Origin of the sequence: Stutzerimonas kunmingensis, assembly GCF_032106285.1 — a bacterium.
Taxonomy (GTDB): Bacteria; Pseudomonadota; Gammaproteobacteria; order Pseudomonadales; family Pseudomonadaceae; genus Stutzerimonas; species Stutzerimonas kunmingensis_B.
Map to the genome: position 1 here is coordinate 81993 of NZ_DAMCPO010000008.1, position 24878 is coordinate 106870.

Consider the following 24878-nt stretch of genomic DNA (forward strand, 5'->3'; position numbering starts at 1 on the left):
TGACGTCAGACAGCGGCCTTTTTGTTTGAGCGTCGTTCAACCACCGAAGGCGAGCATTCCCATGGTGCTGATGCCTGGTGCGGTCGACCCTTTGCTCTCGACCTGGGTCATGCGCGGCTTGCGCTGCTCCAGCACGATATCCAGCGCGCGACTCGGCAAAATGTCGATGTCGTCGAAGGTGATGATCTGGCCAGGCTCGACGGCGCGTTTGAGCGCAGTCTTGCGCAGCAGACCGATCGGCACGTGATCCGGGTGCTCGGCCAGCTTGATCGCCTCGCCACGGAACTGGAAACCGCCGATGCCGCGCTCGATCAGCTCACCCGGCTTCATGGCGCGCTTGGCGATGGCCGCAACGCCGAGGGTCGGCTCGGTCGAGTTGTTGAGCAGCACACCACCGCCATTCAGCACGCGGCGCACGGTCTTGCCCACTTCCAGCGAGCAGAGGTGGAACGGACGCACCAGCGTGTAGAACGGCCCGCGGCCCAGCTTGAAGTACTCGATTGCCTGCGCCTGATCCTCGTCGTGCCTGCCCACCAGGAACACGCCGCCGGCCGGGTAGCCGGAAGGTATGACGTAGTCGACGATTGGCTGCCCTGCTCGCTCGGCCATCATGCCGAGCAGGCTGGCGCTGTCGTCCAGGTTGGTCGAGGCCAGCCCCTCCATGCCCCGACGGGTAATGGTGGCGCCCAGGCCGTTACCGATGATCACCTGCTCGATCTGCACCTTGGTGCCGTCGGTGAAGGACGTGGTCTGATCGACGCTGATCCCCTGTCGATTGGCCCAGTAGGCCATGTCTTCCGGTGACGGATCATGGTTCAGATAGCCCTTCATGTTGCCGTACACCAGCGGCTGAAAGCCCATCTGCAGCGCGTCTTCATGCAGGGCCGCAAGCGAACCTGGCTGGTCGCCCTCGGCTTCGGTGAGGAAACCCCTGCCAGCCAGGAAGGAGCCCGTGGTCACCTGCAGTTCGGCGTTGACCGTCACCACCTGTAAGCCCGCTTCGAAAGCGCGTTCGATAACTGAAGTCCCATGGAACACGTCACCGCTGCACTCGACAATCAGATCGGAATGATCGATCAGCTCGTCCAGCGAATTGGTGAGGACGTCTGCCAACGGGAAGTCAGCCATCGTTGAGAGCGGTCGGCGTGTCAGGACGCGCGAGATTTCCATGTCCGGATAGTGTTTCTTGATTAACCGCACAAAGCCGTGGGCGATCATTCCGGTTCCGGAAACACCGATTTTCTTGATCTCTGAGGTAGGCATAAACTGAATCCATTCAATGGGCATCAGCGCTATGACAGCAGCTGAGCGAAAAGATTTTTGAAAAGCTGCCTATTTGCCACTTTTGCAGACTTCTCCACACCCGCGACGCTGAAGCCGGGCGGCATGCCTGAAAGTAGTTGTCTCGGAGGGTTCACGCTAATTGACGACGACGGGCGGTTTCGCACCAACCGATGGATTTCTGTCGCCAGAAAACGAAACGGCGAGTGCTATTGAAAGCCACTCGCCGTTTCGTCGTAGCAAGGCAGATCAGCCAAGCGAGGCGATGGCTGCCTCGTAGTTCGGTTCACTGCCGATCTCGTTGACCAGCTCGCTGTGCAGGACGCGATTCTGTTCGTCGAGCACGACTACCGCGCGAGCCGCGACCCCTGCCAGCGGGCCGCTGGCAATCGCTACGCCGTAATCCTTGAGGAACTCGGCACCGCGCATGGTGGACAGGTTGATGACATTCTCCAGCCCCTCGGCGCCGCAGAAGCGCTTCTGCGCGAACGGCAGGTCGGCGGAGATGCACAGCACCACGGTGTTTTCCAGGGCATTGGCCTGAGCATTGAACTTGCGCACCGAGGTGGCGCAGGTCGGTGTATCGATGCTCGGGAAGATGTTGAGAATCTTGCGCTTGCCGGCAAGGCTCGACAGCTCGACATCGGAAAGGTCAGCGCCCACCAGGCGGAACGCCTTGGCCTGCTGGCCGGCCTGGGGAAAGTCACCGGCCACTTGGATCGGTGTGCCTTTCAGGGTGATTTCAGTCATTTGCTTCGCTCCTCGATATGAATAGGCATAAAAAAGGTCGTGGAACGCGCAGCTCCACGACCTGGGTGGTCGACACGGGCTCGTTCCAGTTGCACGACCGATGCAGCGCTGGCTGGCCTGCACCGGTCGCTATCGGACATCAGCTACGTGCGAAATATTCCTTGGTCAGCTTGACCACTACCGGACTCAGCAGCAACAGCGAAACCAGGTTGGGGATCGCCATCAGGCCGTTGAGGGTATCGGCCAACAGCCAGGCGAAGTCGAGCTGGGCGATGGCGCCGAACGGCACTGCCAGAACCCAGATCACGCGGAACGGCCAGATGGCTCGCGTGCCGACCAGGAACTCCCAGCACTTCTCGCCGAAATAGCTCCAGCCAAGGATTGTGGTAAAGGCGAAAACCACCAGCGCGATAGTCAGGATGATGCCACCGATGCCCGGCATGGCCGACTCGAAGGCTGCCGCGGACAAAGCTGCGCCGCTTTCGCCGCTGGTCCAGACCCCGGTGCAGATGATCGCCAGGCCGGTCATCGAGCAGACGATGATGGTGTCGATGAATGTACCCAGCATGCCGATCATGCCCGAGCGCACCGAGCTGGTGGTGGTTCCGGCCGCCTGAGCGATACCAGCGGTACCAAGGCCCGCCTCGTTGGAGAAGATGCCGCGAGCAACACCGAAGCGAATCGCCGCCATGACCGCTGCGCCGGCGAAGCCACCGGTTGCGGCGATCGGCGTGAAGGCGTGGGTGAAGATCAGGTCGAATGCCGCCGGAATGGCCGAGGCATTGACTACCAGCACCACGGCAGCGGCGATCAGGTACGCCAGGCACATGAACGGTACGAGCGACGCGGCGACCACACCGATGCGGCGAATACCGCCGAGAATCACCAGGCCGACGATCACCATTGTGATCAGGCCGGTCGCCCACAGCGGTACCGAGAAAGTGGTTTCCAACGCGTGGGCCATGCTGTTGACCTGCACCATGTTGCCGATGCCGAAGCCGGCCAGGCCACCGAAAATGGCGAAGGCGGTACCCAGCCAGATCCACTTCTTGCCCAGACCGTTCTTGATCGCGTACATCGGGCCGCCAACGTGCTCGCCGCGGTCGTCCTTCTCACGGTAGTGGACCGCCAGTACGACTTCGCAGTACTTGGTGGCCATACCCACCAGCGCGGTGCACCACATCCAGAACAGCGCACCCGGCCCGCCGAGGAAGATGGCCGTGGCCACGCCTGCGATGTTGCCGGTACCCACGGTCGCCGCCAGCGAGGTCATCAGCGCCTGGAAAGGGCTGATTTCGCCAGTAGCTTCGTCACCCTTGGTGCGTCCGCGCCACATCAGCGCAAAGCCGGTCGGGATGCGGGTCAACGGCATGAACTTGAGGAAGATCATCAGGAACAGACCGGTACCAAGGATCAGCACCAGCATGGGTGGGCCCCAGACGAGGCCGTTGACGCTATTGACGAGGTTATTCAGAAATTCCATTCGAGCACCTTATTTCTTATAGGCGAGTTCCCTCGCGTTAGGGTCGCGCTACCGTGGAGCCGTTGAAAAACATGACGCTTGTGGCGGTGGTTTTTCAGCGACCAGGTAACGGCGATTCCGATACGCCTCTGGAGCTTGCGCTGCGCTGAGGTCCGCGAGCGCTTTGCAAGACTCGTGCTAGAGCGTTGCGCGGTTATGACCGCGACGTTCGGAAGCGTGGATGCTACCACTGCATTCGCCCATTGGGCTCGGGGCAATCGCGCCAGATTCGATGATCGAATCGACGCGAAAACCAGACCGAACGGTCAGACCCCGACAGCTCGACTCAGTCGAGCCAGGAATGGCATGGAAAGCGAAATCAGCGTAGCCCAGTCTGGTGCGCCCGCCAGTGTGGATTGATGCAGTTTGGTGCGCCCGGCCGATGACAGCGCGAATGCTTCATCATGCCTCTGCGCCTCCTCGATCATGGCGCACCAGCGGTGTTCCGGCGCCGCGCAATCGATCAGAAGTCGCGGCGATAGAACAGGTCCAACGAGCTGGCCAATCCGCTGGCGGCTTCGAGGAAGATTCGCCGCGTCAGCTGATAGCGCAGCGCAATGGTATTCGACGGCTCGAACACGCCGACGCCATAGCGCAATGCCAGCCGTTCCGTCAGCCGCCCGGTAGCGACCACGCTGGTGCCAACGCCGGTGCCTTCGGTGTCCAGCTGGAAGTCCTGTATACCCAGGCGCTGCGCCAGGCCACCGGTGATCGACGAGCTACCCGCCAGGCCAAGGCCCAGCGCCGCCTGTGCCAGCAGGTTGCTGTCCCCGGTATCGGCACCCAGCGGCCGCCCCAGTACCAGATACGCCAGTGCCTGCTCCTGACTCATGGCAGGCTCGGAAAACACGTCGATGCGTGGCTGCTCGGCGCTGCCGGTGATGCGCAGGCCGGCGATCACATTCTCCGCATCGATACGGCGAATCGCCTCGATGTTGAGGAACGGCTGGCTGATCACGCCAGTGAACAGCAACTCGGCGCGGCGGATGGTCAGTCGCTGGCCGTAGGCTCGGTATCGGCCGTTCTTCAGCTGCAGCTCGCCACGTGCATCCAGGTTGTCGCCAATGTGCAGATAGCCGGCGAGATCGGCGGTCAGGCCGAAGCCGGAGAAGCGCAGGCGGTCCTGGCCCACCTCGACATCAATGTCCATCTTCACTGCCAGCGGGGTCGCCGGCTCCTCGGCTTCGCGGCCGATGATCACCGTGTCCTCGGAGACCTTGACCGTCGCCGGCGGTAACTCGCGAACCGTGATAGCTCCTCGCGGCACTTCGACCCGACCGCTGACCGCCAGGTCCTGCCCGCTAAGCACGATGCGCAGGTCGGGCTCGACTTCCAGGTCGGCGTAAGGCTCGACCACCACTGGCAGGCGACTGCCCTTGATCGCCAGATCCAGATCCAGTTCGTTCCGCCAGTCCAGCGAGCCGGCCAGACTGCCACGCCCCTGCTCACCGGCACGCCAATTGCCGTCGATGTTCAGCCGCTCACCCTCGATCAGCATGCGCACCCGCAGGTCTTCGAACGTCGTCGGCAACTCGCTGCCGGCGATTTCACCTTCACTCAACAGCAGCTGACCGTTGAGTGACGGCTGCCGCAGGGTGCCGGCCAGCTGGCCACTGCCATTCAGTTCGCCGCGCAAACGCTCGACCATCGGCACGAATGGGCGCGCCACCGACAGATCGAGACCACTCAGGCGAAACTCGCCATCGATCGGCTTGGCCGCGGGCCGCGGATCGATCTTCAGCTGCACGTCAAGCTCGCCCAGCTCGCCGCCCAGAAAGCGCAGCTGGCTGTCGATCCGCTCCGGCAGCAGTCGGCTGTTCAGCACCAGGGTCTGATAGGGGAAGTCGTGCCACTCGTCCACATCGCGAATGCGCAGCACGCCGGGGCCGGCGTCGACCCGAACCCGGCCATTGGGCCCGCCAGCGGGAAGATCCAGTTCGATATCGGCATTCAGTTCGCCCTGCCAGCGGAAATCTTCGGGCAGATACTCGGCCAGGGTCTGCAGTGAGAAATCGCGCAGGCGATAGCGAATCTGCGGCTCCGGCAGCAGACGCTGGTTCTCCGCGCAGAGGCTGGCGGGCCCGGAGCGCCAGCAATGCGCACCGAATTCCAGTCGGCCATCGGCGAAACGCTGCAGTGTGGCCGGCCGTTGCAGGGCCCAGTCTTGCTGCTGTGCGCTGAGCTCGCCGCGCGTCAGCCGGCCAAGCCAATCCTCACCGCGCAATCCACCATCGAAAGCCAGCGCCAGGTCGACCAAGGGACCTTGCAGCTGCAGCTCGGCCTGATGCCGTTCCGCCGTGCCTTCGGCATTGATCCGCAGTGCGCCGAGGTCCGTCTCGCCTGTGCGGACTCGCTCGGCGTTCAGCGCAAGCCGACCACGTTCCCCATCGGATAGCTGACCCTGCACGTTGAGGCGACGCAGCCGATTGTCCTGATAAGCGAGGTTGCGACCGTTCAGCTCGAGCTGCGCGCTCGGCGCCGCTGCGGTTCCCGCCAGCGTGACCTCACCGTTCACTCGCCCCCTGAGACCGGGCCACAGCTGCGCCAGGCGGCCCAGTTCCAGTTGCAGTCGACCATCCAGCGTCTGTGCCCAGGTGCCGTTGCCCTGTACGCGGTTATCGCCCATGCGCAGGTCGATGACCGGCAGATCCCAGCGCTCGCCCTCGCCGTTGGCTTGCAGCTGCAGACGAGTGTTCTGACCGCGCAGGCGCCCGGCGAGGTCGAGGCTCGCCTCGGCCTGCAGCTGCTCGTCACGCAAGGCGCCCTGGCTTTTCAGCGAACCGCCGAGATTGCCCGGCAGTTCGGCCAGCCAGTACGCCGGATCGAGTTCGCTCAGCGTCAGGTCGGCTTTCCAGTCGATGCCCGCGGCGAAGCCGACGCTCAACGAACCCGTCGCACTGCCCTGCCCGGCTTGGAGCTGCAGTTGCGGCAGATGCACCGCTTCGAGATTGCCGCTGACCGGGCTGTTCAGTGTGAAATCCCCGGCCGGGCCGGTCATGGCCGATTCGAAATTGCCGAGATAGCTGCCGTCGTCGTACTGAATCTGCGCCTTGAGCTCGCGCAGCGTCACCGGCGGCTCTTCGATCGCCGGGTAGAGCAGTCGCCAGGGAAAATAGCGCCAGAGCAGATCGGCATTCGCGGTCAGACCGTCCTGCCAGTCGACATCGCCACTCAGCCGCACATCGCGCTGCTGCCCCGCATCCAGCTCGAGCATCTCGATCTGCGCTCCGCTCGGACTGACGACGCCCTCCAGCGCCAGCCGCACTGCGCCGCCCTCGCCCGGCAGTTCGGTGGTACCGAGCAGCCGGTAGCCGTCCTGCAGGTTGCCACTCGCTGTCAGCTCCAGATCGTTCAGACGCAGGGTGTCTGGCAGATCGGGCAGCGGCTTGAACCCGTCGGCATTCAGCCGGAGCGTCGCCGGCAATTGCTCATCGAGGGCCCGCAGCTGCCCGCTGAGGGTGCCGTCGAGATAGCCCTGGCTTTGCACCTGCAACTGCAGCTGCTCGCGCAGGGCGCCATCCACGGCGATCATCAGCGCCCACGGCTGTTCGTCCGGCGACTGCAACGCGGCCTGCCCGTCCAGCGTCAACGGCCAATCACCGCTGGGCTGCAGTCGACCAGTCACTGACAGGTCCACATCCGCCCTGCGCAGGTCGAGGCGCTGGATATCCAGGCCATCCGCACGCCAATTTGCCTGCAGATGCAGATTTCGCACCTGCTCGCTTTCATTGAGCGTCACCCGGCCGATTTCGATGCGTTCGACTTGCAGCGCCAGCGGCAGATCGAGCTCAGGCAAGCTGAAGGGCTCCGCCGCCGGGTCAGGCTCGCTGGGCGGGAAGCTGAGGTCGATGTCGCCAGTGACCAGCTCGTCGATGCACAGCGTGCGCTTGAGCAGGCATACCGGCGACCAGGCAAGACGGGGCTGTTGCACTTCGACACGGCTGCCGTTCTGCTCCCAGATCAGCCGCTCGGCCTGCCAGCGCTGGCCGAGTCGGCCCTCGAACGCTTCGACCGTCAGCCCCGGCACTTGCCCCAGCAGCCAGCGGCTGCCGCTAGCGGTGCCGAGCAGCACGGCGGTGACGATGAGCACGAGCAGTATCAGCCCAAGCAGCGTCCAGCCAAGCCCACGCAGTACCCGCATCACAGCTCCGGCCCCATGGAGAAATGCAGGCGGACGCCACCGTCGCCGTCCAGCGGATGAGCGACATCGACGCGAATCGGGCCAACCGGCGATACCCAGCGCACACCGACGCCAACGGCACTTTTCAGCGTGGGAATTTCCAGCGAGTTGAAGGCGTTGCCCTGATCGACGAAGGTCGCGACACGCCATTTCTCGGCGATCGAATACTGATACTCGGCGCTGACCGCGAACTGATAGCGGCCGCCGATCTTGTCGCCATCGGAGTTGGTCGGTGACAGGCTCTGGTAATCGTAGCCACGCACGCTCTGATCACCACCGGCGAAATAGCGCAGTGATGGCGGCACGTTGACGTATTCATCGGTCCAGTTGCCGCCAAGCTGCACGCGACCGAGAAAACGATGCCGCTGGGCCAGGGTGGTCAGCCCCCGCAGCTGCACGTTGGCGTGGACCAGGTCGGCGTCGGAAAGCACCCCGGCCTTCGCTGCGGCCACTTCGAACTGCAGGCGATAGCCGCGGCTCGGATCGATACGGTTGTCGCTACGCAGGTAGCTGTAGGCGACGCCGGGCATGAGCAAGGTGCTGGTTCCGGAATCGTCCCCGAGGCGATATTCCTCGTGCTGCCACTTCAGCGACAGCACGCGCAACCAGCCGCTGGGCAGCTGGCTGTGCCATTCCGGCCCGACCTTGAGCAGGCGGCTGAGGCTGTCGGTGCCGGCGATCTCTTCATACTGGTAGCCGCCGACGAAGCGCAGCTTGTCGGTCAGTGGCGGGTCCAGCGGGATGTCGTACCAGAACCCGACGTTCTGCCGCGGCGCCGACAGTTCCGCCTCGGCCCCGTAGCTATGGCCTTGCGGGTTGACCCAGTGGCGCGTCCAGTCCAGCCGGACCCGCGGGCCGACATCGGTGGAATAACCTAGACCGAAGCCAAAGGTGCGCGGCTTGCGCGTGGTGAGCGCGACCGAAACCGGGATGCGCTGCTGGTTGGCGCCACTCGGGTTGGCATCGACGCGCACGCCCTCGAAATAGCCGCTCGACTGCAGCGCCTGGCTGAGTTCGGCGATCAGTTCGGAGTCGTACGGGGTATCCGTCTCGAACGGCACCATGCGCGCGAGCAGGTCGTCATCGAATGGCGAATCCCCCTCGAAGCGCACGTCGCCCAGGCGGTAGCGCGGCCCGCTGTCGAACACCAGCTCGACGTCGGCGACGTTCTCCCGCGGATCGACCGCCAGCCGCTGCTGGGTGAAGCCGCCACCGAAATAGCCGAAGCGCGAGGCCTGGTTGAGAAACTGCTGCTTCACCTCTTCGTACCGTCCGTGGTTCAGCACATCGCCCTGACGCAGGGTGCGTTCGGCGACGCGAAAGCCGGAGAACTCAGCGGCAGGCCCGTCCAGGCGGACGGTGACGTTGCGCAGCTTCACCGGCTCACCGGTTCGCACACGCAACACCAGCGCCGGTTCCTCGCCCTCACGCACATCGGTGCGGATGCGGCTGCGGTAGTAACCCAGCGCTTGCAACGCCTTTTCCGCCTGACTCTGCGCGACCCGGCTATAGCGCAGCAGCTCGCGCGCGTCACGGTCGCCCAGGTCGCCAATGTAGTTCTCGATATTTTCCCGGAGCGCCCGGTTCTCGGGCTCGATGCGAACGTCGAGTTCAGCGGCGCTGGCATGGATGCCGCTCAACATCACGAGTGCGGCTACCAGCGGGCCGATTCGGTTCGATTTGCACATGGCCAGCGATGCTAGCACGTGTTTCCGAGCAAGCCCGAACGTGCGGGCTAGACAGTGTGTAAGGCGATCTTGCGGCGGGGCGGGCATCGGCTGACATCGCGTGGCTTCAGACCAGTCAGACTGGCCCGCCCGGATAAAATTCGGCCACACCTAACGCGCCGCTTCCATCCGCCTGGGCGCCGGATGAAAGAAGATGTGTTCGACCACCGGGCCGACGGCGATCTGGCCGATCTCCTCGTAGCCCTGCCGCTGGTAGAAATTCAGGTAGCGTGGGTTGCCGGTATCGATAACCAGACCCTGGGAGGTTTCATCCTCGGCGCACCACTCGTGCACCGCCTGCAGCAGCTGCTCACCATATTGCTGCCCCTGAAACTGCGGATGCACACCGAGCAACGGCAGCAGATGCACTGCGCCGGTCGGCAGACACGCCAGTACCGCCGCGTGGTAGTCCAGATAGCGCCTGGTGCAGCGGAACCCGGCGGTCAGCAGCATGCGCGCGCGCCAGGCCCAGCTTTCGGTGACATCCAGCCGCCGTTGCGGCGGCGCAATCAGCGCGACGGCTATCAGCCGGTCGTCCAGCAACAGCCCGAGTGCTGGTTGCTGCTGCAGAAAATGCTGGTTTACCAGCTCCCGTACGGTCGCGCGCACGCGCTGCTGATAGCCGGGCCGGTCCGCCTCGAACAGGTAGGCAAAGGTCGGTTCGTGACGGTATGCGTGATACAGCAGCGAACGGGTTTCGCGGTCATAACCACCATCGAGCGTGCGAACCTCGGCAGACATCGGCATGGCAACTCTCGGCTTTTTCCAGAGGGATGCTTGCAACTTAGCAGCGCTTCGCCCGCCCCGCCACGCCGCCGGAGCACCTGCCGTTCACGCTGTTCCAAAGACAATGCCGTTGCTGTCCGTTTCAGCGCGAAACTTGGTAAGCACGGCGCCGCGGCTCTAGAATCGGCATTCTTTGCCCACGACAGATCGGCATCGGCAGCGCCGCGCCGGGTGTCCTTCCCCCTTGAGCCTCTGCCAGCCTTCACGGAATCCCATGAAAATCGTTTCCTTCAATATCAATGGATTACGCGCAAGACCTCACCAGCTTTCTGCGATCATCGAAAAGCACCAGCCGGACGTCATCGGCCTTCAGGAAACCAAGGTTTCTGACGAACAGTTTCCCCAGGCGGAGATCGAAGCACTCGGCTACCACGTCCACTACCACGGGCAGAAAGGCCACTACGGCGTCGCCCTGCTCTCGCGCCAGGCACCACTGGAGATCCACAAGGGCTTTCCCAGCGATGGCGAGGAGTCGCAGAAGCGCTTTATCTGGGGCCGGTTCGCCGACGCGAATGGCGAGCCTGTTACCGTGATGAACGGCTACTTCCCCCAGGGTGAAAGCCGCGCCCATCCGGTGAAGTTTCCCGCCAAGACCAAGTTCTACGCCGACCTGCAGGCGTTGCTCGAACAGCAGTTCCGCCCTGAGGAATCGCTCGCGCTGATGGGCGACTTCAATATCTCCCCGCAGGACTGCGACATCGGCATCGGCGACGTGAACGCCAAGCGCTGGCTGCGCACCGGCAAATGCAGCTTTCTCCCCGAGGAGCGCGAGTGGCTCGAGCGCCTGAAGGGCTGGGGACTGCAGGACAGCTTCCGCACCCTCAACCCGGAAGTCGTCGATCGCTTCAGCTGGTTCGACTATCGCAGCCGCGGTTTCGAGGACGACCCGCGCCGCGGCCTGCGCATTGACTACATCCTGACCACCGCAGCGCTGCACCAGCGCGTGATCGATTGCGGCGTCGACTACGACATCCGCGCGATGGAGAAGCCTTCCGACCACTGCCCGGTGTGGATCGAGCTGCGCTGACGACCGCTGCGCAATTCCGGCAGCGCCGCCCGCGCTGTCATTTATTGGTAACCGAACCGTCTTAATCTCGCGGCCTTCTACAAGGAGGTCGCGAGATGACGTCACGTGTGTTTGGACGGTTCTGGAATCGGGCACTGCCCCTGCTGCTGGTCACGCTGGGCAGCGCCTCCGGCAACAGCCTCGCCGCCCCGCCCACCCCGCCAGACGGATCGGCCCTGCTGCGCGTCCACGGCTCCAATACCGTGGGTGCCAAGCTGGCACCGATGCTGGTGGCCGGCCTGTTCGAGGCCAAGGGCCTGCAGTCGGTCCGCATCGCCCCGGCCGGCAAGGAAAACGAGCAGCGCATCACTGCCCTCGACGAGCGCGGTCGGACCGTGCAGGCACTGGTCGCCGCGCATGGCACCGGTACCGGATTCGCTGGGCTGAAAGACGGTACTGCCGATCTCGCCGCTGCTTCGCGACCGATCAAACAGAGCGAAGCGCAGAGCCTCGCCGCCCTGGGCGACATGCGTAGCGCCGGGAGCGAACAGGTCATCGCCATCGATGGCTTGGCGGTGATCATCCATCCCGACAACCCGGTGCAGTCCCTCAGCGTGGAGCAGGTGGCGCACCTGTTCGCTGGGCAGATCGCCAACTGGCGGGAACTGGGCGGCGCGGACGTTGCCGTCGAGCTGCACGCGCGTGATGACCAGTCCGGCACCTACGACACCTTCAAGGAGCTGGTGCTGAACAGTCAGGGGCAGGCATTGGCCACCAGCGCCGTGCGCTATGAATCCAACGACGCCCTGTCCCAGGCGGTCAGCCGCCGTAGCGGCGCCATCGGCTTCGTCGGTCTCGCCTCCGTCGGCAAGTCGAAAGCGCTGGCAATCACCGACGGCGATTCCCAGCCCATGCCGCCGAGCCAGGCGCTGGTCGCCACCGAAGACTACCCGCTGTCGCGCCGGCTGTTCCTCTACGCCGATCCCCAGAAGCAGTCCGCATGGACCCGCGAGTTCCTGAGCTTTGTGCACAGCCCGGAAGGACAGGCCATCGTCGAGAAATCCGGGTACGTGGCCCAGGCCATTGCGCCGATCAGACTGCCGCTACAGACGACGATGCCCGAGGCCTATCAGCAGCTGGCCAAGGAGGCACAGCGACTGACCGTCAACTTCCGCTTCGCCGAAGGCAGCGCGCAACTGGACAACAAGGCCCAACGCGATGTGCAGCGTTTGATCGACTATCTCAACAGGCACGACAAGCAGATGAACGCTGCGGTGCTGGTCGGCTTCGGCGACGCCCGCAACGATCCCGCGCGGACTGCATTGCTGTCCAAACTGCGCGCCATGGCGGTGCGTCGCGAACTGGCGCGTGGCGGCATCCTTGTAAAGGAAATCAATGGCTTGGGCGATCAACTTCCAGTGGCATCTAACAGCGAAGCGGGTCGCATCAAGAATCGCCGCGTCGAAGTCTGGGTGTACTGAAACGAGTGCAAGATCGTATCGGCCGCCAGCCGCGGGCGTACTGTCCCGGTGCAGGCGGCGGGTTTAAGCTCGGGCGATTTCCGCCAGCAGGAATCGTCCATGTACCTCGTCTGTGGTGAAGCGCTTTTCGATGTATTCGCGGCCTCGACCGACAGCCGCAGTCGCCTGCATCTGGAAGCCGTTGCAGGTGGCTCGCCGTTCAACGTTGCCGTCGGGCTGGCCCGGTTGGGCGCGCAGGCCGCGCTGCTCGGTGGGCTATCCCGCGATCATTTCGGTCAGCGCCTGCTAGCGCTGCTGCAGGAAGAAGGCGTTGCCACCGAGCATCTCGCCATCTTCGATGCGCCGACCACCCTGGCGATGGTCGCCATCGGCGCCGATGGCAGTCCGGTCTACAGCTTTCGCGGCGAAGGCTGTGCCGATCGCCTGTTGCATACCGAACAGCTGCAGCCGCTGCCTGCTGGCATTCGCGGCATCCATTTCGGTTCCTATTCGCTGGTGACGCCGCCGATTGCCGATACGCTGCTGGCGTTGCTGCATCGAGAGCATGCCCAGCGCCTGATTTCACTCGATCCGAACATTCGCCTCAACGTCGAACCCAGCCTCGAACGTTGGCGCGAGCGGGTCGAGGCATTCGCCGAACGCGCACATCTGATCAAGGTCAGCGACGAGGACCTGGCCCTGCTCTATCCGGGCGTTGCGCCAGCGAGCATCGCCCAGCGCTGGCTGGACCATCACGCAGAGCTGGTGGTGCTCACCCGCGGTGCCGACGACGCACACCTCTTCAGTCGCAAGCACGGCCAGCTTCACGTGGCAGCGCATGCGGTGACGGTGCGTGACACCGTGGGAGCCGGCGACACATTCCAGGCCGCGTTGCTCGCCTACCTGGCCGAACAGCAGCTTGACTCGCCGCACGGGCTCGCACAGATGGGACCTGCGCAACTGCAGGCCATGCTCGCCTTCGCCAGCAGCGCCGCCGCCATTACCTGTTCCCGGCGTGGTCCGGACCTGCCCTACCGATACGAAATTGTCTGACCGGTTTGGCCGTTGCGCCCTCAGCAGCTATAACCCTTCGTGGCCTTTCACGACAACGGACCCTGCATGAGAGCGTTAAAGATTACCGACCCGTCCTACGAGCTGATGGACGACCACCACGGCAACTCGCTGATCTATCGCGAGCACGGGTTCCCCTGCCCGCTGGTGCGCTGGCACAACCACAAGGAGTACGAGCTGCATCTGATCGTCGCCAGCTCCGGCAAGGTGTTCGTCGGCGACTACGTAGGTAATTTCGGCCCGGACAGCCTGTTCCTCACCGGCCCGCACCTGCCGCACAACTGGATCAGCCAGGTCGAGGACGGCGAGGTCGTGGCCAAACGCGACATGCTGGTCAACTTCACGGACGAGATGCTCGAAGCGGGCCACGCTGTCTTCTCCGAGCTGCGGACCTTCACGCCGATGCTCGAGCGCTCGCGCTACGGAATCGAGTTTCGCTGTCCGCAGACCATCGCCCAGGCACGCCAGCTGATGCAGCAGATCGCCGACAGCCGCGGCGCCACCCGCCTCGGCTATTTCCTGATCATGCTCGAGCTGCTTGCCAGGTGCGACGACTACCAGCTGCTCTCCGGCGCCACCTCGGCACAGTTGAGCGACGAGCAGCAGGCCGACCGGACCAACATGGCGGTCAATTACATCTTCGAACACTACATGCGCGAGCTGCCCCTGGAGGAAGTCGCCAGCCATCTCGGCATGAAACCCACCTACTTCTCGCGCTTCTTCAAGCGCGCCACCGGGCGCTGCTACGTCGAGTTCGTCAACAGCCTGCGCATCAGCAAATCCTGCGAACTGCTGCTCGATCAGGACAAGCCGGTCACGGATGTCTGCTTCGAATCGGGTTTCAACAACCTGTCCAATTTCAATCGCCGCTTCCAGCAGCTCAAGGGCATGACCCCATCGTGCTATCGACGCCTCGTCGAACAACGCCTGACCGAGCAGAACCTGCCCAGCTGATACGCTTCCGGCCGGCCGGCTCCAGCGCCCTGTTCCTCGCCCGCTGCTCCACTCGCGTCTTTATGATCGTGGCAAAGCCCCGCTCTTGAGCCCCTGCGACAGGTCTGGACGGTGCCGCTGCGGGCAGCCCAACGCGGTCAAGCGAGTGCAAAAAAGTATCGAAGCGAGTGCAGTCACGGCTTTGTCGCGCGGCCACTGCCGGCGTTGTAATGCCTGCCAGACGCTCGTAGCGCAGTACGCGGGTAACAACAAAAACAATAAGTGCTTCCAGGCCCTGATCTGGAAGAGGAGTCCACGAATGAAAGCATTCAACTTGCTGCTCGGTACCGCCTGCATGGCCTCGATTGCGCTGGCCCAGGCCGCCGAAACCCTCACCGTTGCCACCGTCAATAACGCGGACATGATCCGCATGCAGCGCCTCTCCAAGACCTTCGAGCAGCAGAATCCCGATATCAAGCTCAACTGGGTGGTGCTCGAAGAGAACGTGCTGCGCCAACGCCTGACCACCGATATCGCCACCCAGGGCGGCCAGTTCGACGTGCTGACCATTGGCATGTATGAGGCCTCGCTCTGGGGCGACAAGGGCTGGCTGGCGCCAATGAAAGATCTGCCAGAAGGCTACGATCTGGACGACGTATTTCCTTCAGTCCGCGAAGGCCTGTCGGTAGATGGAACGCTGTTCGCCCTGCCGTTCTATGCCGAAAGCTCCATGACCTATTACCGCACCGATCTGTTCGAGCAGGCCGGTCTGGACATGCCCGAACATCCCACCTGGACGCAAATGGCCGGGTTCGCTGAAAAGCTGCACAAGCCCGGCGAAGACCAATACGGTATGTGCCTGCGCGGCAAGGCCGGCTGGGGCGAGAACATGGCGCTGGTCACGACGGTCGCCAATTCCTTCGGCGCGCGCTGGTTCGATGAGAAGTGGCAACCCGAATTCGACGGCCCCGAGTGGACCAAGGCAGCCAATTTCTATGTGGATCTGTTGAGCAAATACGGGCCGCCGGGGGCATCGAGCAACGGCTTCAACGAAAACCTGGCCCTGTTCAACAGCGGCAAGTGCGCCATGTGGGTCGATGCAACGGTAGCGGGCTCGTTCGTCACTGATACATCGCAAAGCAAGGTCGCCGACAAGGTGGGCTTCACCTTTGCCCCGCAGGAAGACACCGACAAGGGCTCTGCCTGGCTTTACTCCTGGGCGTTGGCAATCCCGACCAGTTCGCAACAAAAGGACGCCGCCAAGCTGTTCGCCGCCTGGGCGACCTCCAAGGACTACGCCAAGCTGGTTGCTGAAACCGATGGCGTCACCAACGTGCCGCCAGGTACTCGCGAATCTACCTACAACGACGAGTACATGGCCGCAGCGCCGTTCGCCAAGATCACCCTCGAGTCGTTGAAGCAGGCTGATCCCGCCTCGCCATCGGCCAAGCCGGTTCCTTATGTCGGCATCCAGCTGGTTACCATTCCGGAGTTCCAGGCCATCGGTACCCAGGTCGGCAAGATGTTCTCCGCGGCGCTTACCGGGCAGATGCCGGTCGAGCAGATGCTGACTGCAGTGCAGCAATCCACCACGCGGGAAATGAAGCGCGCCGGCTATCCCAAGTGAGCATCCCAAAGTAGGTAACCCCTTCAACCGAAGGTGAACACCGGACAGGGCTCGCCCGAGCCCTTAAGGCCTTCTTACAGCCGGAGCACCCCCATGGCCACCTCATCCGCAGCCTTGCCCAAGGCACCTGTCACCGAAACGGCAAGCGAGCCGAGCGAGCGTAAGCCACGCCGCTTCGGCCCCAGCTGGTTCCTCGTCAGCCCGTCCGTTGCACTGTTGCTGCTGTGGATGCTGGTTCCGCTGTCGATGACCGTCTACTTTTCGGTGATCCGCTACAACCTGCTCTATCCCGGCGACAATGATTTCGTCGGGCTGGAGAACTTTCACTACTTTCTGACCGACGCCGGCTTCATGCCTGGCATGACCAACACGCTGATCCTGGTGGGCAGCGTGTTGCTGATCAGCGTCGTACTTGGCGTACTGATTTCCGCGCTGCTTGAGGCGGCGGACTTCACCGGGCGCGGGATCGTCCGCGTCATGCTGATCTCGCCGTTCTTTATCATGCCGACGGTCAGCGCGCTGGTCTGGAAGAACCTGATCTATCACCCCGTATCCGGCATTCTCGCCGCGGTCTGGAAATTCTTCGGTGCCCAGCCGATCGACTGGCTTGCCCAGCACCCGCTCGCCTCGATCGTGATCATCGTGTCCTGGCAATGGTTGCCCTTTGCGATCCTGATCCTGATGACCGCCATGCAGTCCCTCGACCAGGAACAGAAGGAAGCCGCCCGCCTCGATGGCGCTGGGCCCATCGCGATCTTTTGGCACCTGACCCTGCCGCATCTGGCACGCCCGATCGCCGTGGTGGTGATGATCGAAACCATCTTCCTGCTTTCGGTATTCGCCGAAATCTTCACCACTACCAGCGGCGGTCCCGGCTATGCCTCAACCAACCTTGCTTACCTGATCTATACCCAGGCACTGCTCCAGTTCGACGTCGGGATGGCATCGGCCGGCGGGTTGATCGCGGTGGTCATCGCCAATATCGCGGCGATCATCCTGGTGCGGATGCTCGGCAAGAATCTCACCGAAAAATACTGAGGACAGACCGATGCTGACGCTCAAACAAAGTCGCCGCCTCAATACCCTGGTAGTCGGGCTGTTCGCCTGGGCCGTGGCGCTGCTGCTGTTCTTCCCGATCTTCTGGATGCTGATGACCAGCCTGAAGACCGAGATCGACGCTTTCGCTACTCCGCCGCAGTTCATCTTCACGCCGACGCTGGAAAACTACCTGCAGATCCAGGACCGCAGCGGCTACTTCAAGTACGCCTGGAACTCGGTGATCATCTCCTTCGGTGCCACAGCCCTAGGCATGCTGATTGCGATTCCTGCGGCCTACTCGATGGCCTTCTACGAGACCAAGCGCACCAAGGGCACGCTGTTGTGGATGCTCTCGACCAAGATGCTGCCGCCGGTGGGCGTACTGGTGCCGATCTACCTGCTGGCCAAACAGTTCGGCATGCTGGACAGCCGCGCAGTGCTGATCATCATCTACACGCTGATCAACCTGCCGATTCTGGTGTGGATGATCTACACCTACTTCAAGGACATCCCGCGCGACATCCTCGAAGCGGCGCGTATGGACGGCGCAACCTTGATGCAGGAAATGGTTCGCGTGCTGCTGCCAATCAGCAAGGGCGGGCTGGCCTCGACCATGCTGCTGTCGCTGATCCTGTGCTGGAACGAGGCATTCTGGTCACTGAACCTGACGTCCTCCAATGCTGCCCCGCTGACCGCCTTGATCGCGTCCTACTCCAGCCCTGAAGGGCTGTTCTGGGCGAAGCTTTCGGCCGTATCTACCCTCGCCTGCGCCCCCATTCTGATATTCGGCTGGATCAGCCAGAAGCAGCTGGTCCGCGGCCTGTCGTTCGGCGCCGTGAAATAACGCCGCTGAGCTGAGAAGAACAATAGAGGATTCCGAACATGGCAGACCTGAAAGTCCACAACCTGAAGAAAAGCTTCGACGGCAACGACATCATCAAGGGCATCGATCTGGACATTCGCGATCGCGAATTCGTGGTCTTCGTCGGCCCATCCGGCTGCGGTAAGTCCACCCTGCTGCGCCTGATCGCCGGCCTCGAGGAGGTCAGCAGCGGCCGGATCGAACTGGATGGACGCGACATCACCGATGTCAGCCCGGCCAAGCGCGACCTGGCCATGGTGTTCCAGACCTACGCGCTGTATCCGCACATGACGGTACGCAAGAACATGTCCTTCGCCCTGGATCTCGCCGGCGCGGACAAACAGGAAGTAGCGCGCAAGATCGAGGCAGCCGCCCGCACCCTGGAGCTGGAACCACTGCTCGAGCGCAAACCACGCCAGCTCTCCGGGGGCCAGCGTCAGCGTGTCGCCATTGGCCGCGCCATTGTGCGCAACCCCAAGGTCTTCCTGTTCGACGAGCCCCTGTCCAACCTCGATGCCGCCTTGCGCGTGCAGATGCGCCTGGAGCTGTCGCGCCTGCATCAGGAGCTGCAGGCAACCATGATCTACGTGACTCACGATCAGGTCGAAGCCATGACCCTTGCGGACAAAGTGGTGGTACTCAACGGCGGACGCATCGAGCAGGTGGGTTCACCCATGGAGCTCTATCACAATCCCGCCAACCTCTTCGTCGCAGGCTTTCTCGGCACACCGAAGATGGGCTTTCTCAAGGGCCGCGCAAGCCGTGTCGAAGCCAGCGGCTGCGAAGTCGAGCTCGACGCCGGTTGTCGTCTATTCCTGCCGGTGAGCGGCGCCACGCTGAAGGCGGGCGATCCGGTCACCCTCGGCATCCGCCCGGAACACCTCAACCGTGGCAGCGAAGGCAACTGCCAGTTGACCGTGAAGGCCGACGTCAGCGAGCGGCTGGGCAGCGACACCTACTGCCACGTGGTCACCGGCAACGGCGAGCAGCTGACCATGCGCATCCGCGGCGACTTCACCCCGCGCTATGGCGAGTCGCTGTCGCTGACATTGGAAGCCAACCATTGCCACCTCTTCGACAGCAATGGCGTCGCAGTCGGCCAGTCGCTGCAACAGGCGGCCTGACCGACCCATAGCCACCCGAGCCCTGACTTACCGACAGATCGCTGCGCCCGCAATGGCAGCGATCCCGCCCCCGGCTTTTCCACATTCAAGCCCAGCGAGGCCCGAGATGAAGTTGAACGAAGCGAATCTGCCACAGCTGCCGGGCCCTATCGCGCGCCCCGACTACCGCCTGGCCGAGGTCACCACCGGCATCGCCCATATTGGCGTGGGCGGTTTTCACCGTGCCCATCAGGCAGCCTACACCGATGCGCTGATGAACACCGGCGAGGGGCTGGAGTGGGGCATCTGCGGCATCGGCACACGCGCCGAGGAGCGCGCGATGCGCGATGCACTGACCGCGCAGGACTACCTCTACACCCTGGTCGAGCTCGATGACCGGCCCGATACCGAGGTCCGCGTGATCGGCAGCATTCGCGACATGCTGCTGGTGGGCGAGGATGGTTCCGAGGCGGTGGTTGCCCGCCTGGCCGATCCGGCGATTCGCATCGTCTCGCTGACCATCACCGAGGGTGGCTATTGCATGGATGACAGCACCGGCGAATTCAACGCCAAGCTGCCGCATATCCAGCACGACCTAGAGAATCCTCGAACCCCGATTAGCGTCTTCGGCCTGCTGTGCGCAGCGTTGGCCAAACGCCGCGGACAGGGCCTACCGGCATTCACGGTGATGTCCTGCGACAACCTCCCCCACAACGGCGACGTGACCCGCAAGGCCACACTGGCCTTCGCCGGCCTGGTCGATGCCGACCTGGCCGGCTGGATCGAGCGCAACGTCAGCTTCCCCAACGCCATGGTCGACCGCATCACGCCCATGACCAGCGCGGCCCATCGCCAGGATCTGGAGCGTCAGCACGGCCTCGATGACGCCTGGCCGGTGGTCTGCGAACCCTTCGTGCAATGGGTGCTGGAAGACCGCTTCGTCGCCGGCCGTCCGGCCTGGGAAAAGGTCGGCGTGCAGTTCACCGATGACGTTTCGCCCTACGAGGAGATGAAGATCAAGCTGCTCAACGGCAGCCACCTCGCGCTGACCTACCTCGGCTTCCTGCGCGGTTATCGCTTCGTCCACGAAACCATGGCCGATCCGCTGTTCGTCGAGTACATCCGCCGCTACATGGACGAGGACGTCACCCCACAACTGGCACCCGTGCCCGGCATCGATCTCGCTCGCTACAAGCAGACGCTGATCGAGCGCTTCTCCAACCGTGCCATCGCCGATCAGCTGGAACGGGTGTGCTCCGATGGCTCGTCGAAGTTTCCCAAGTTCACCGTGCCGACCATCGACCGCCTGATCGCCGATAACGCCGCCCTGGACCGCGCCGCCCTGGTGGTCGCCGCCTGGGCGCTGTATCTGCGGGGCGCAGATGAAAACGGCGTGCCGTACCACATCCCCGATCCGCGCGCGGATTTCTGCCAGTCCCTTGTTGCGGAGGACGACGGCCTCGCCGAACGTCTGCTCGGGCGCGAGGAGATCTTCGGCACGCAGATTCCCCGTTCGCTCGCCTTCCGCGAAGCCTTCGAGCGCAACCTGCTGCGGCTGCGCACGTTGGGGGTCAGCGGCACCCTTGATCTGTTGCTGACGCAGTGACGGGGTGCGGCATGTTTCTCGGGATCGATTGCGGCACCCAGGGCACCAAGGCGCTGTTGCTCGACGCCAGCAACGGGCGCGTGCTCGGCCAGGGCTCGGCCGGCCACGATTTGATCAGCGGACCCAATGGCCGGCGCGAGCAGGACACCGAGCAGTGGACCGCCGCCTTCGCTAGCGCCACCGCCGCGGCACTCGCCGAGGCCGGAGTCGACGGCGATGCCGTGCTGGGCATTGGTGTATCCGGGCAGCAGCATGGCTTGGTTACGCTCGATGCCGCGGGCCGCGTGTTGCGCCCGGCCAAGCTCTGGTGCGACACGGAGTCGGCTACGGAGAATCAGCGCCTGCTCGACTGGCTGGGCGGTGAACAGGGTTCGCTGCAACGCCTCGGTATCGTCATCGCACCGGGCTACACGGTATCCAAGCTGCTGTGGATGAAGGAGCAGCACCCCGCGCTGTTCGCTCGCATCGCCCATATCCTGCTACCCCACGACTACCTCAATTACTGGCTGACCGGGCGTTGCGTAAGCGAATACGGCGACGCCTCCGGCACCGGCTATCTCGATGTGCGCACCCGGCAGTGGGCGTTCGACATCCTGCGGTATGTCGATCCCAGCGGCCGTCTGGAGGCGGCGCTGCCGGAGCTGATCGAACCCCATCAGCCGGTCGGCCGGCTACGCCCCGAACTTGCCGTCCGGCTGGGCCTGAACTCCCAGGCCATCGTGGCGAGCGGCGGTGGTGACAACATGATGGGCGCCATCGGCACCGACAACATCCGCCCCGGCGCGATCACCATGAGCCTGGGAACCTCCGGCACGCTCTACGCGTTCTCCGGGGAACCTCGAATCAGTCGACAGCCATCAGTTGCGACGTTCTGCTCGTCCAGCGGGGGCTGGCTGCCGCTGATATGCACCATGAACCTGACCAACGCCAACGCGGCGATACGCGAACTGCTGGAGCTGGACCTCGATGCGTTCAACGCGCTGGTGGCGCAGGCGCCGATCGGCTGCGAAGGCGTCACGATGCTGCCGTTTCTCAACGGCGAGCGCGTCCCCGCCCTGCCCCAGGCCAGCGCCAGCCTGCACGGCCTGACCGCCGACAACCTGAGCCGCGCCAACCTCTGCCGCGCCGTGCTCGAAGGCGTGACCTTCGGCCTGCGCTATGGGCTGGATCTGCTACGCGAAAGCGGCATTCGCAGCGAAAGAATCCAGCTGATCGGTGGCGGAGCGAAGAATCCGTTGTGGCGGCAGATCGTCGCCGACATGATGGCGACGCCTGTGGTCTGCACGTTCCATAGTGAGGCTGCGGCTCTGGGCGGGGCGATACAGGCCGCGTGGTGTCATGCCAGACAGCGCGATCCCGCGGCGAGCCTCGCCGAGCTGTGCCAGCGCTGTGTCAGCCTTGACGAGACCACGGCGGTCGCGCCTGACACCGCCGCGGTTCTGGCCTACGAGCAGGCCTATCGGCGCTATCGACAACTGGTGGCCAGCATCTACGGTCAGCAGACGCCACCGGACCTGACGCCGGTCGCCTCCTGAGGCGCAGCGCTCGGTTGGCAGGCAAATAGCTCATAAAAAAAGGCAAAGCCACGGCGTGTGGCTTTGCCTTTGGTCCTGCGCGCCTGGGACGACGCCTCAGCGGCTGCGCAGCGCCTCGCGCGGCACATACTTGCCCAGCTCGTGACGGGCGATGGCCACCCGATGCACCTCGTCCGGGCCATCGGCCAGGCGCAGCGTGCGCTGCATCGCCCACCAGTGCGCCAGCGGGAAGTCCTCGGAAACACCGGCGCCGCCGTGAATCTGGATGGCGCGATCGATGACCTTCAACGCAACATTGGGTGCGACCACCTTGATCTGGGCGATCTCGCTGGCGGCAATCTTGTTGCCTACGGTATCCATCATGTACGCCGCGTTCAGCGTCAGCAGGCGCGCCATGTTGATCTCGATGCGGCACTCGGCGATGTAATCGAAGTTGGCACCCAGCCGGGCCAGCGGCTTGCCGAAGGCGGTGCGGCTGACGGCGCGTTCGCACATCAGCTTCAGTGCACGTTCAGCAACGCCGATAGAGCGCATGCAGTGGTGGATGCGGCCTGGGCCAAGACGGCCCTGGGCGATCTCGAAGCCGCGCCCTTCACCGAGAATGACGTTCTCGTAGGGCACTCGCACGTTCTCCAGCAGCACCTCAGCGTGGCCATGCGGGGCATCGTCGTAGCCGAACACCGGCAGCGGGCGCAGCACCTTGACGCCGGGGGTGTCCATCGGCACCAGGATCATCGAGTGCTGGGCATGGCGCGGCGCGTCCGGGTTGGTCAGGCCCATGAAGATCATGATCTTGCAGCGCGGGTCGCAGGCACCGGAGGTCCACCACTTGCGACCGTTGATGACCCACTCGTCGCCCTCGCGCACCGCGCGGGCTTCCATGTTGGTGGCGTCGGACGAAGCCACGCCCGGCTCGGTCATGCCGAAGGCCGAACGGATTTCGCCGCGCAGCAACGGTTCCAGCCACTCGCGCTTCTGCGCCTCGCTGCCGTAGCGCACCAGCACTTCCATGTTGCCGGTATCCGGCGCCGAGCAGTTGAACGCCTCCGGGCCAAGCCCCGAGCTACCCATGATTTCCGCCAGCGGCGCGTATTCGGTGTTGGTCAGGCCGGCGCCCAGTTCCGATTCCGGCAGAAACAGGTTCCACAGCCCTTCTGCCTTGGCCTTGGCCTTGAGCTCCTCGACGATAGCGGTCGGCTGCCAGCGGTCACCTTCGGCGACCTGCTGGTAGAACACCTTTTCGGCGGGATAGACGTGAGCATCCATGAACGCTTGCACGCGCTCTCTCAGCTCTTGAACCTTCGGGGAGTAGGCGAAATTCATGGGCGACAACCTTCTGGCAGGTAATGTTTTGTAGTTTTGAATGCTAGAGGAGGCCTGGTGATTTATCTAAGCTATTTTCCTCGTGTATAAACATTCATCACCGATATATGATCGGCGAATTCCGATACACGCCGGAGAGCACAACAATGAACCTGAACAAGGTCGATCTGAATCTATTCATCGTCTTCGATGCCATCTACACCGAAGCGAACCTGACACGCGCCGGGCAGATCGTCGGCATCACCCAGCCCGCCGTTTCCAACGCCCTCGCCCGCCTGCGCGAAACCTTCAACGACCCGCTGTTCGTGCGCACCGCCCAGGGCATGGTGCCGACGCCAATGGCGCAGAACATCATCGGCCCGGTGCGCAATGCGCTGCAGCTGCTGCGGGTGTCGGTGCAGGAAAGCCGGACCTTCAGCCCGGCGCAGGCGAACAAGACCTTCCGCATCAGCATGACCGACCTCACCGAGGCGGTGATGCTGCCGCCGCTGTTCCAGCGCCTGCGCCGTCTGGCACCGAACGTGAAGATCGAGAGCATGCTGGCCAAGCGTCGCGAGACGACCAAGGAACTGGCTGCCGGCCGCCTGGATTTCGCCATGGATGCACCGCTCAATACCGACCCGCAGGTGCGCCACGTCAAGCTGCTGGAAGATCGCTACATCTGCGCCATGCGCCGTGGCCACCCGCTGGCCAAGGACAAGCTGACCCTGGAGCAGTACCTGTCGCTGTCGCACATCCATATTTCCAGCCGCCGCAGCGGGCTCGGTCTGGTGGATCTGGCGTTGGGCAAGATGGGTCTGCAGCGCAAGATCGCCCTGCGCTCACAGCACTATCTGATGGCGACCCAGGTGATCGACCAGACCGACATGGCGGTGACCGTTCCCGAGCGTTTCGCCCGGCGCCACAACCTGCACCAGGTCGATCTGCCGGTGGACATCATGCCGCTGGAAACCCACATCTATTGGCATGAAAGCACCGATCAGGACCCGGCCAACCGCTGGATGCGCGAGCAGATGATCGAGATCGCCCAGCAGGTCACCGCGCAGCAGGATCTTTGACGCGCTGGCG

18 protein-coding genes are annotated in these 24878 nt (G+C 63.6%); 11 read left to right on the plus strand and 7 right to left on the minus strand.

Translation table 11 applies throughout. From position 1 onward, the window contains the following. Positions 1-36: 36 nt before the first annotated feature. The 6 genes from RT582_RS08625 to RT582_RS08650 form a co-directional block, all read right to left on the minus strand. Entirely contained in the window at positions 37-1218 is a 1182-nt protein-coding gene (locus RT582_RS08625) for an NAD(P)-dependent oxidoreductase (RefSeq protein ID WP_313477190.1), read from the minus strand. Positions 1219-1530: 312 nt separating this feature from the next. After that, positions 1531-2031 carry a thiol peroxidase gene (tpx, locus tag RT582_RS08630; RefSeq protein ID WP_023445344.1) on the minus strand — a complete coding sequence of 167 codons (501 nt, stop codon included), beginning with the start codon at positions 2029-2031 and terminating at the stop codon, positions 1531-1533. Between the two features lie 139 nt (positions 2032-2170). Further along, positions 2171-3514 carry an alanine/glycine:cation symporter family protein gene (locus tag RT582_RS08635; RefSeq protein WP_023445343.1) on the minus strand — a complete coding sequence of 448 codons (1344 nt, stop codon included), beginning with the start codon at positions 3512-3514 and terminating at the stop codon, positions 2171-2173. Positions 3515-4016: 502 nt separating this feature from the next. After that, entirely contained in the window at positions 4017-7694 is a 3678-nt protein-coding gene (locus RT582_RS08640) for a translocation/assembly module TamB domain-containing protein (protein WP_313477161.1), read from the minus strand. Next, the gene (locus tag RT582_RS08645; protein WP_185749577.1) at positions 7694-9376 is read right to left on the minus strand and encodes an autotransporter assembly complex protein TamA; all 1683 of its coding nucleotides are present in this window, start codon (positions 9374-9376) and stop codon (positions 7694-7696) included. The genes RT582_RS08640 and RT582_RS08645 overlap by 1 nt, the downstream gene beginning before the upstream one ends. A gap of 195 nt (positions 9377-9571) precedes the next feature. Next, the gene (locus RT582_RS08650) at positions 9572-10207 is read right to left on the minus strand and encodes a GNAT family N-acetyltransferase (RefSeq protein ID WP_014820178.1); all 636 of its coding nucleotides are present in this window, start codon (positions 10205-10207) and stop codon (positions 9572-9574) included. A 253-nt stretch (positions 10208-10460) separates the two neighbouring features. Here RT582_RS08650 and xthA point away from each other — a divergent pair, with 253 nt between their 5' ends. The 10 genes from xthA (at position 10461) to xylB (ending at position 22487) form a co-directional block, all read left to right on the plus strand. Beyond that, a complete protein-coding gene (xthA, locus tag RT582_RS08655) occupies positions 10461-11273 on the plus strand; it encodes an exodeoxyribonuclease III (RefSeq protein WP_125877593.1) in 813 nt (270 codons plus the stop codon). Positions 11274-11368: 95 nt separating this feature from the next. Next, positions 11369-12733 carry a substrate-binding domain-containing protein gene (locus RT582_RS08660; protein WP_125877594.1) on the plus strand — a complete coding sequence of 455 codons (1365 nt, stop codon included), beginning with the start codon at positions 11369-11371 and terminating at the stop codon, positions 12731-12733. A 99-nt stretch (positions 12734-12832) separates the two neighbouring features. Next, positions 12833-13765, plus strand: coding sequence for a carbohydrate kinase family protein (locus tag RT582_RS08665; protein WP_255849269.1), 933 nt, complete (start codon positions 12833-12835; stop codon positions 13763-13765). A 66-nt stretch (positions 13766-13831) separates the two neighbouring features. Next, positions 13832-14737, plus strand: coding sequence for an AraC family transcriptional regulator (locus tag RT582_RS08670; protein WP_125877596.1), 906 nt, complete (start codon positions 13832-13834; stop codon positions 14735-14737). A gap of 298 nt (positions 14738-15035) precedes the next feature. Next, positions 15036-16343 (plus strand): ABC transporter substrate-binding protein, encoded by a 1308-nt coding sequence (locus RT582_RS08675; protein ID WP_125877597.1) that lies wholly within the window; start codon positions 15036-15038, stop codon positions 16341-16343. Between the two features lie 93 nt (positions 16344-16436). Further along, positions 16437-17381, plus strand: a complete 945-nt coding sequence (locus RT582_RS08680; protein WP_125877598.1) for a carbohydrate ABC transporter permease — start codon at positions 16437-16439, stop codon at positions 17379-17381. A gap of 10 nt (positions 17382-17391) precedes the next feature. Next, a complete protein-coding gene (locus RT582_RS08685) occupies positions 17392-18225 on the plus strand; it encodes a carbohydrate ABC transporter permease (protein WP_255849272.1) in 834 nt (277 codons plus the stop codon). A gap of 38 nt (positions 18226-18263) precedes the next feature. Then, a complete protein-coding gene (locus RT582_RS08690; RefSeq protein WP_313477162.1) occupies positions 18264-19367 on the plus strand; it encodes an ABC transporter ATP-binding protein in 1104 nt (367 codons plus the stop codon). A 106-nt stretch (positions 19368-19473) separates the two neighbouring features. Next, entirely contained in the window at positions 19474-20952 is a 1479-nt protein-coding gene (locus RT582_RS08695; RefSeq protein ID WP_313477163.1) for a mannitol dehydrogenase family protein, read from the plus strand. 11 nt (positions 20953-20963) lie between these two features. Continuing rightward, positions 20964-22487 carry a xylulokinase gene (xylB, locus tag RT582_RS08700; RefSeq protein ID WP_313477164.1) on the plus strand — a complete coding sequence of 508 codons (1524 nt, stop codon included), beginning with the start codon at positions 20964-20966 and terminating at the stop codon, positions 22485-22487. A 96-nt stretch (positions 22488-22583) separates the two neighbouring features. Here the strand turns inward: xylB and RT582_RS08705 are convergent, their stop codons facing one another. Further along, entirely contained in the window at positions 22584-23810 is a 1227-nt protein-coding gene (locus tag RT582_RS08705; RefSeq protein ID WP_003285077.1) for an acyl-CoA dehydrogenase, read from the minus strand. Positions 23811-23956: 146 nt separating this feature from the next. Here RT582_RS08705 and RT582_RS08710 point away from each other — a divergent pair, with 146 nt between their 5' ends. Beyond that, positions 23957-24868 (plus strand): LysR family transcriptional regulator, encoded by a 912-nt coding sequence (locus tag RT582_RS08710; protein ID WP_011913327.1) that lies wholly within the window; start codon positions 23957-23959, stop codon positions 24866-24868. Positions 24869-24878 lie beyond the last annotated feature (10 nt).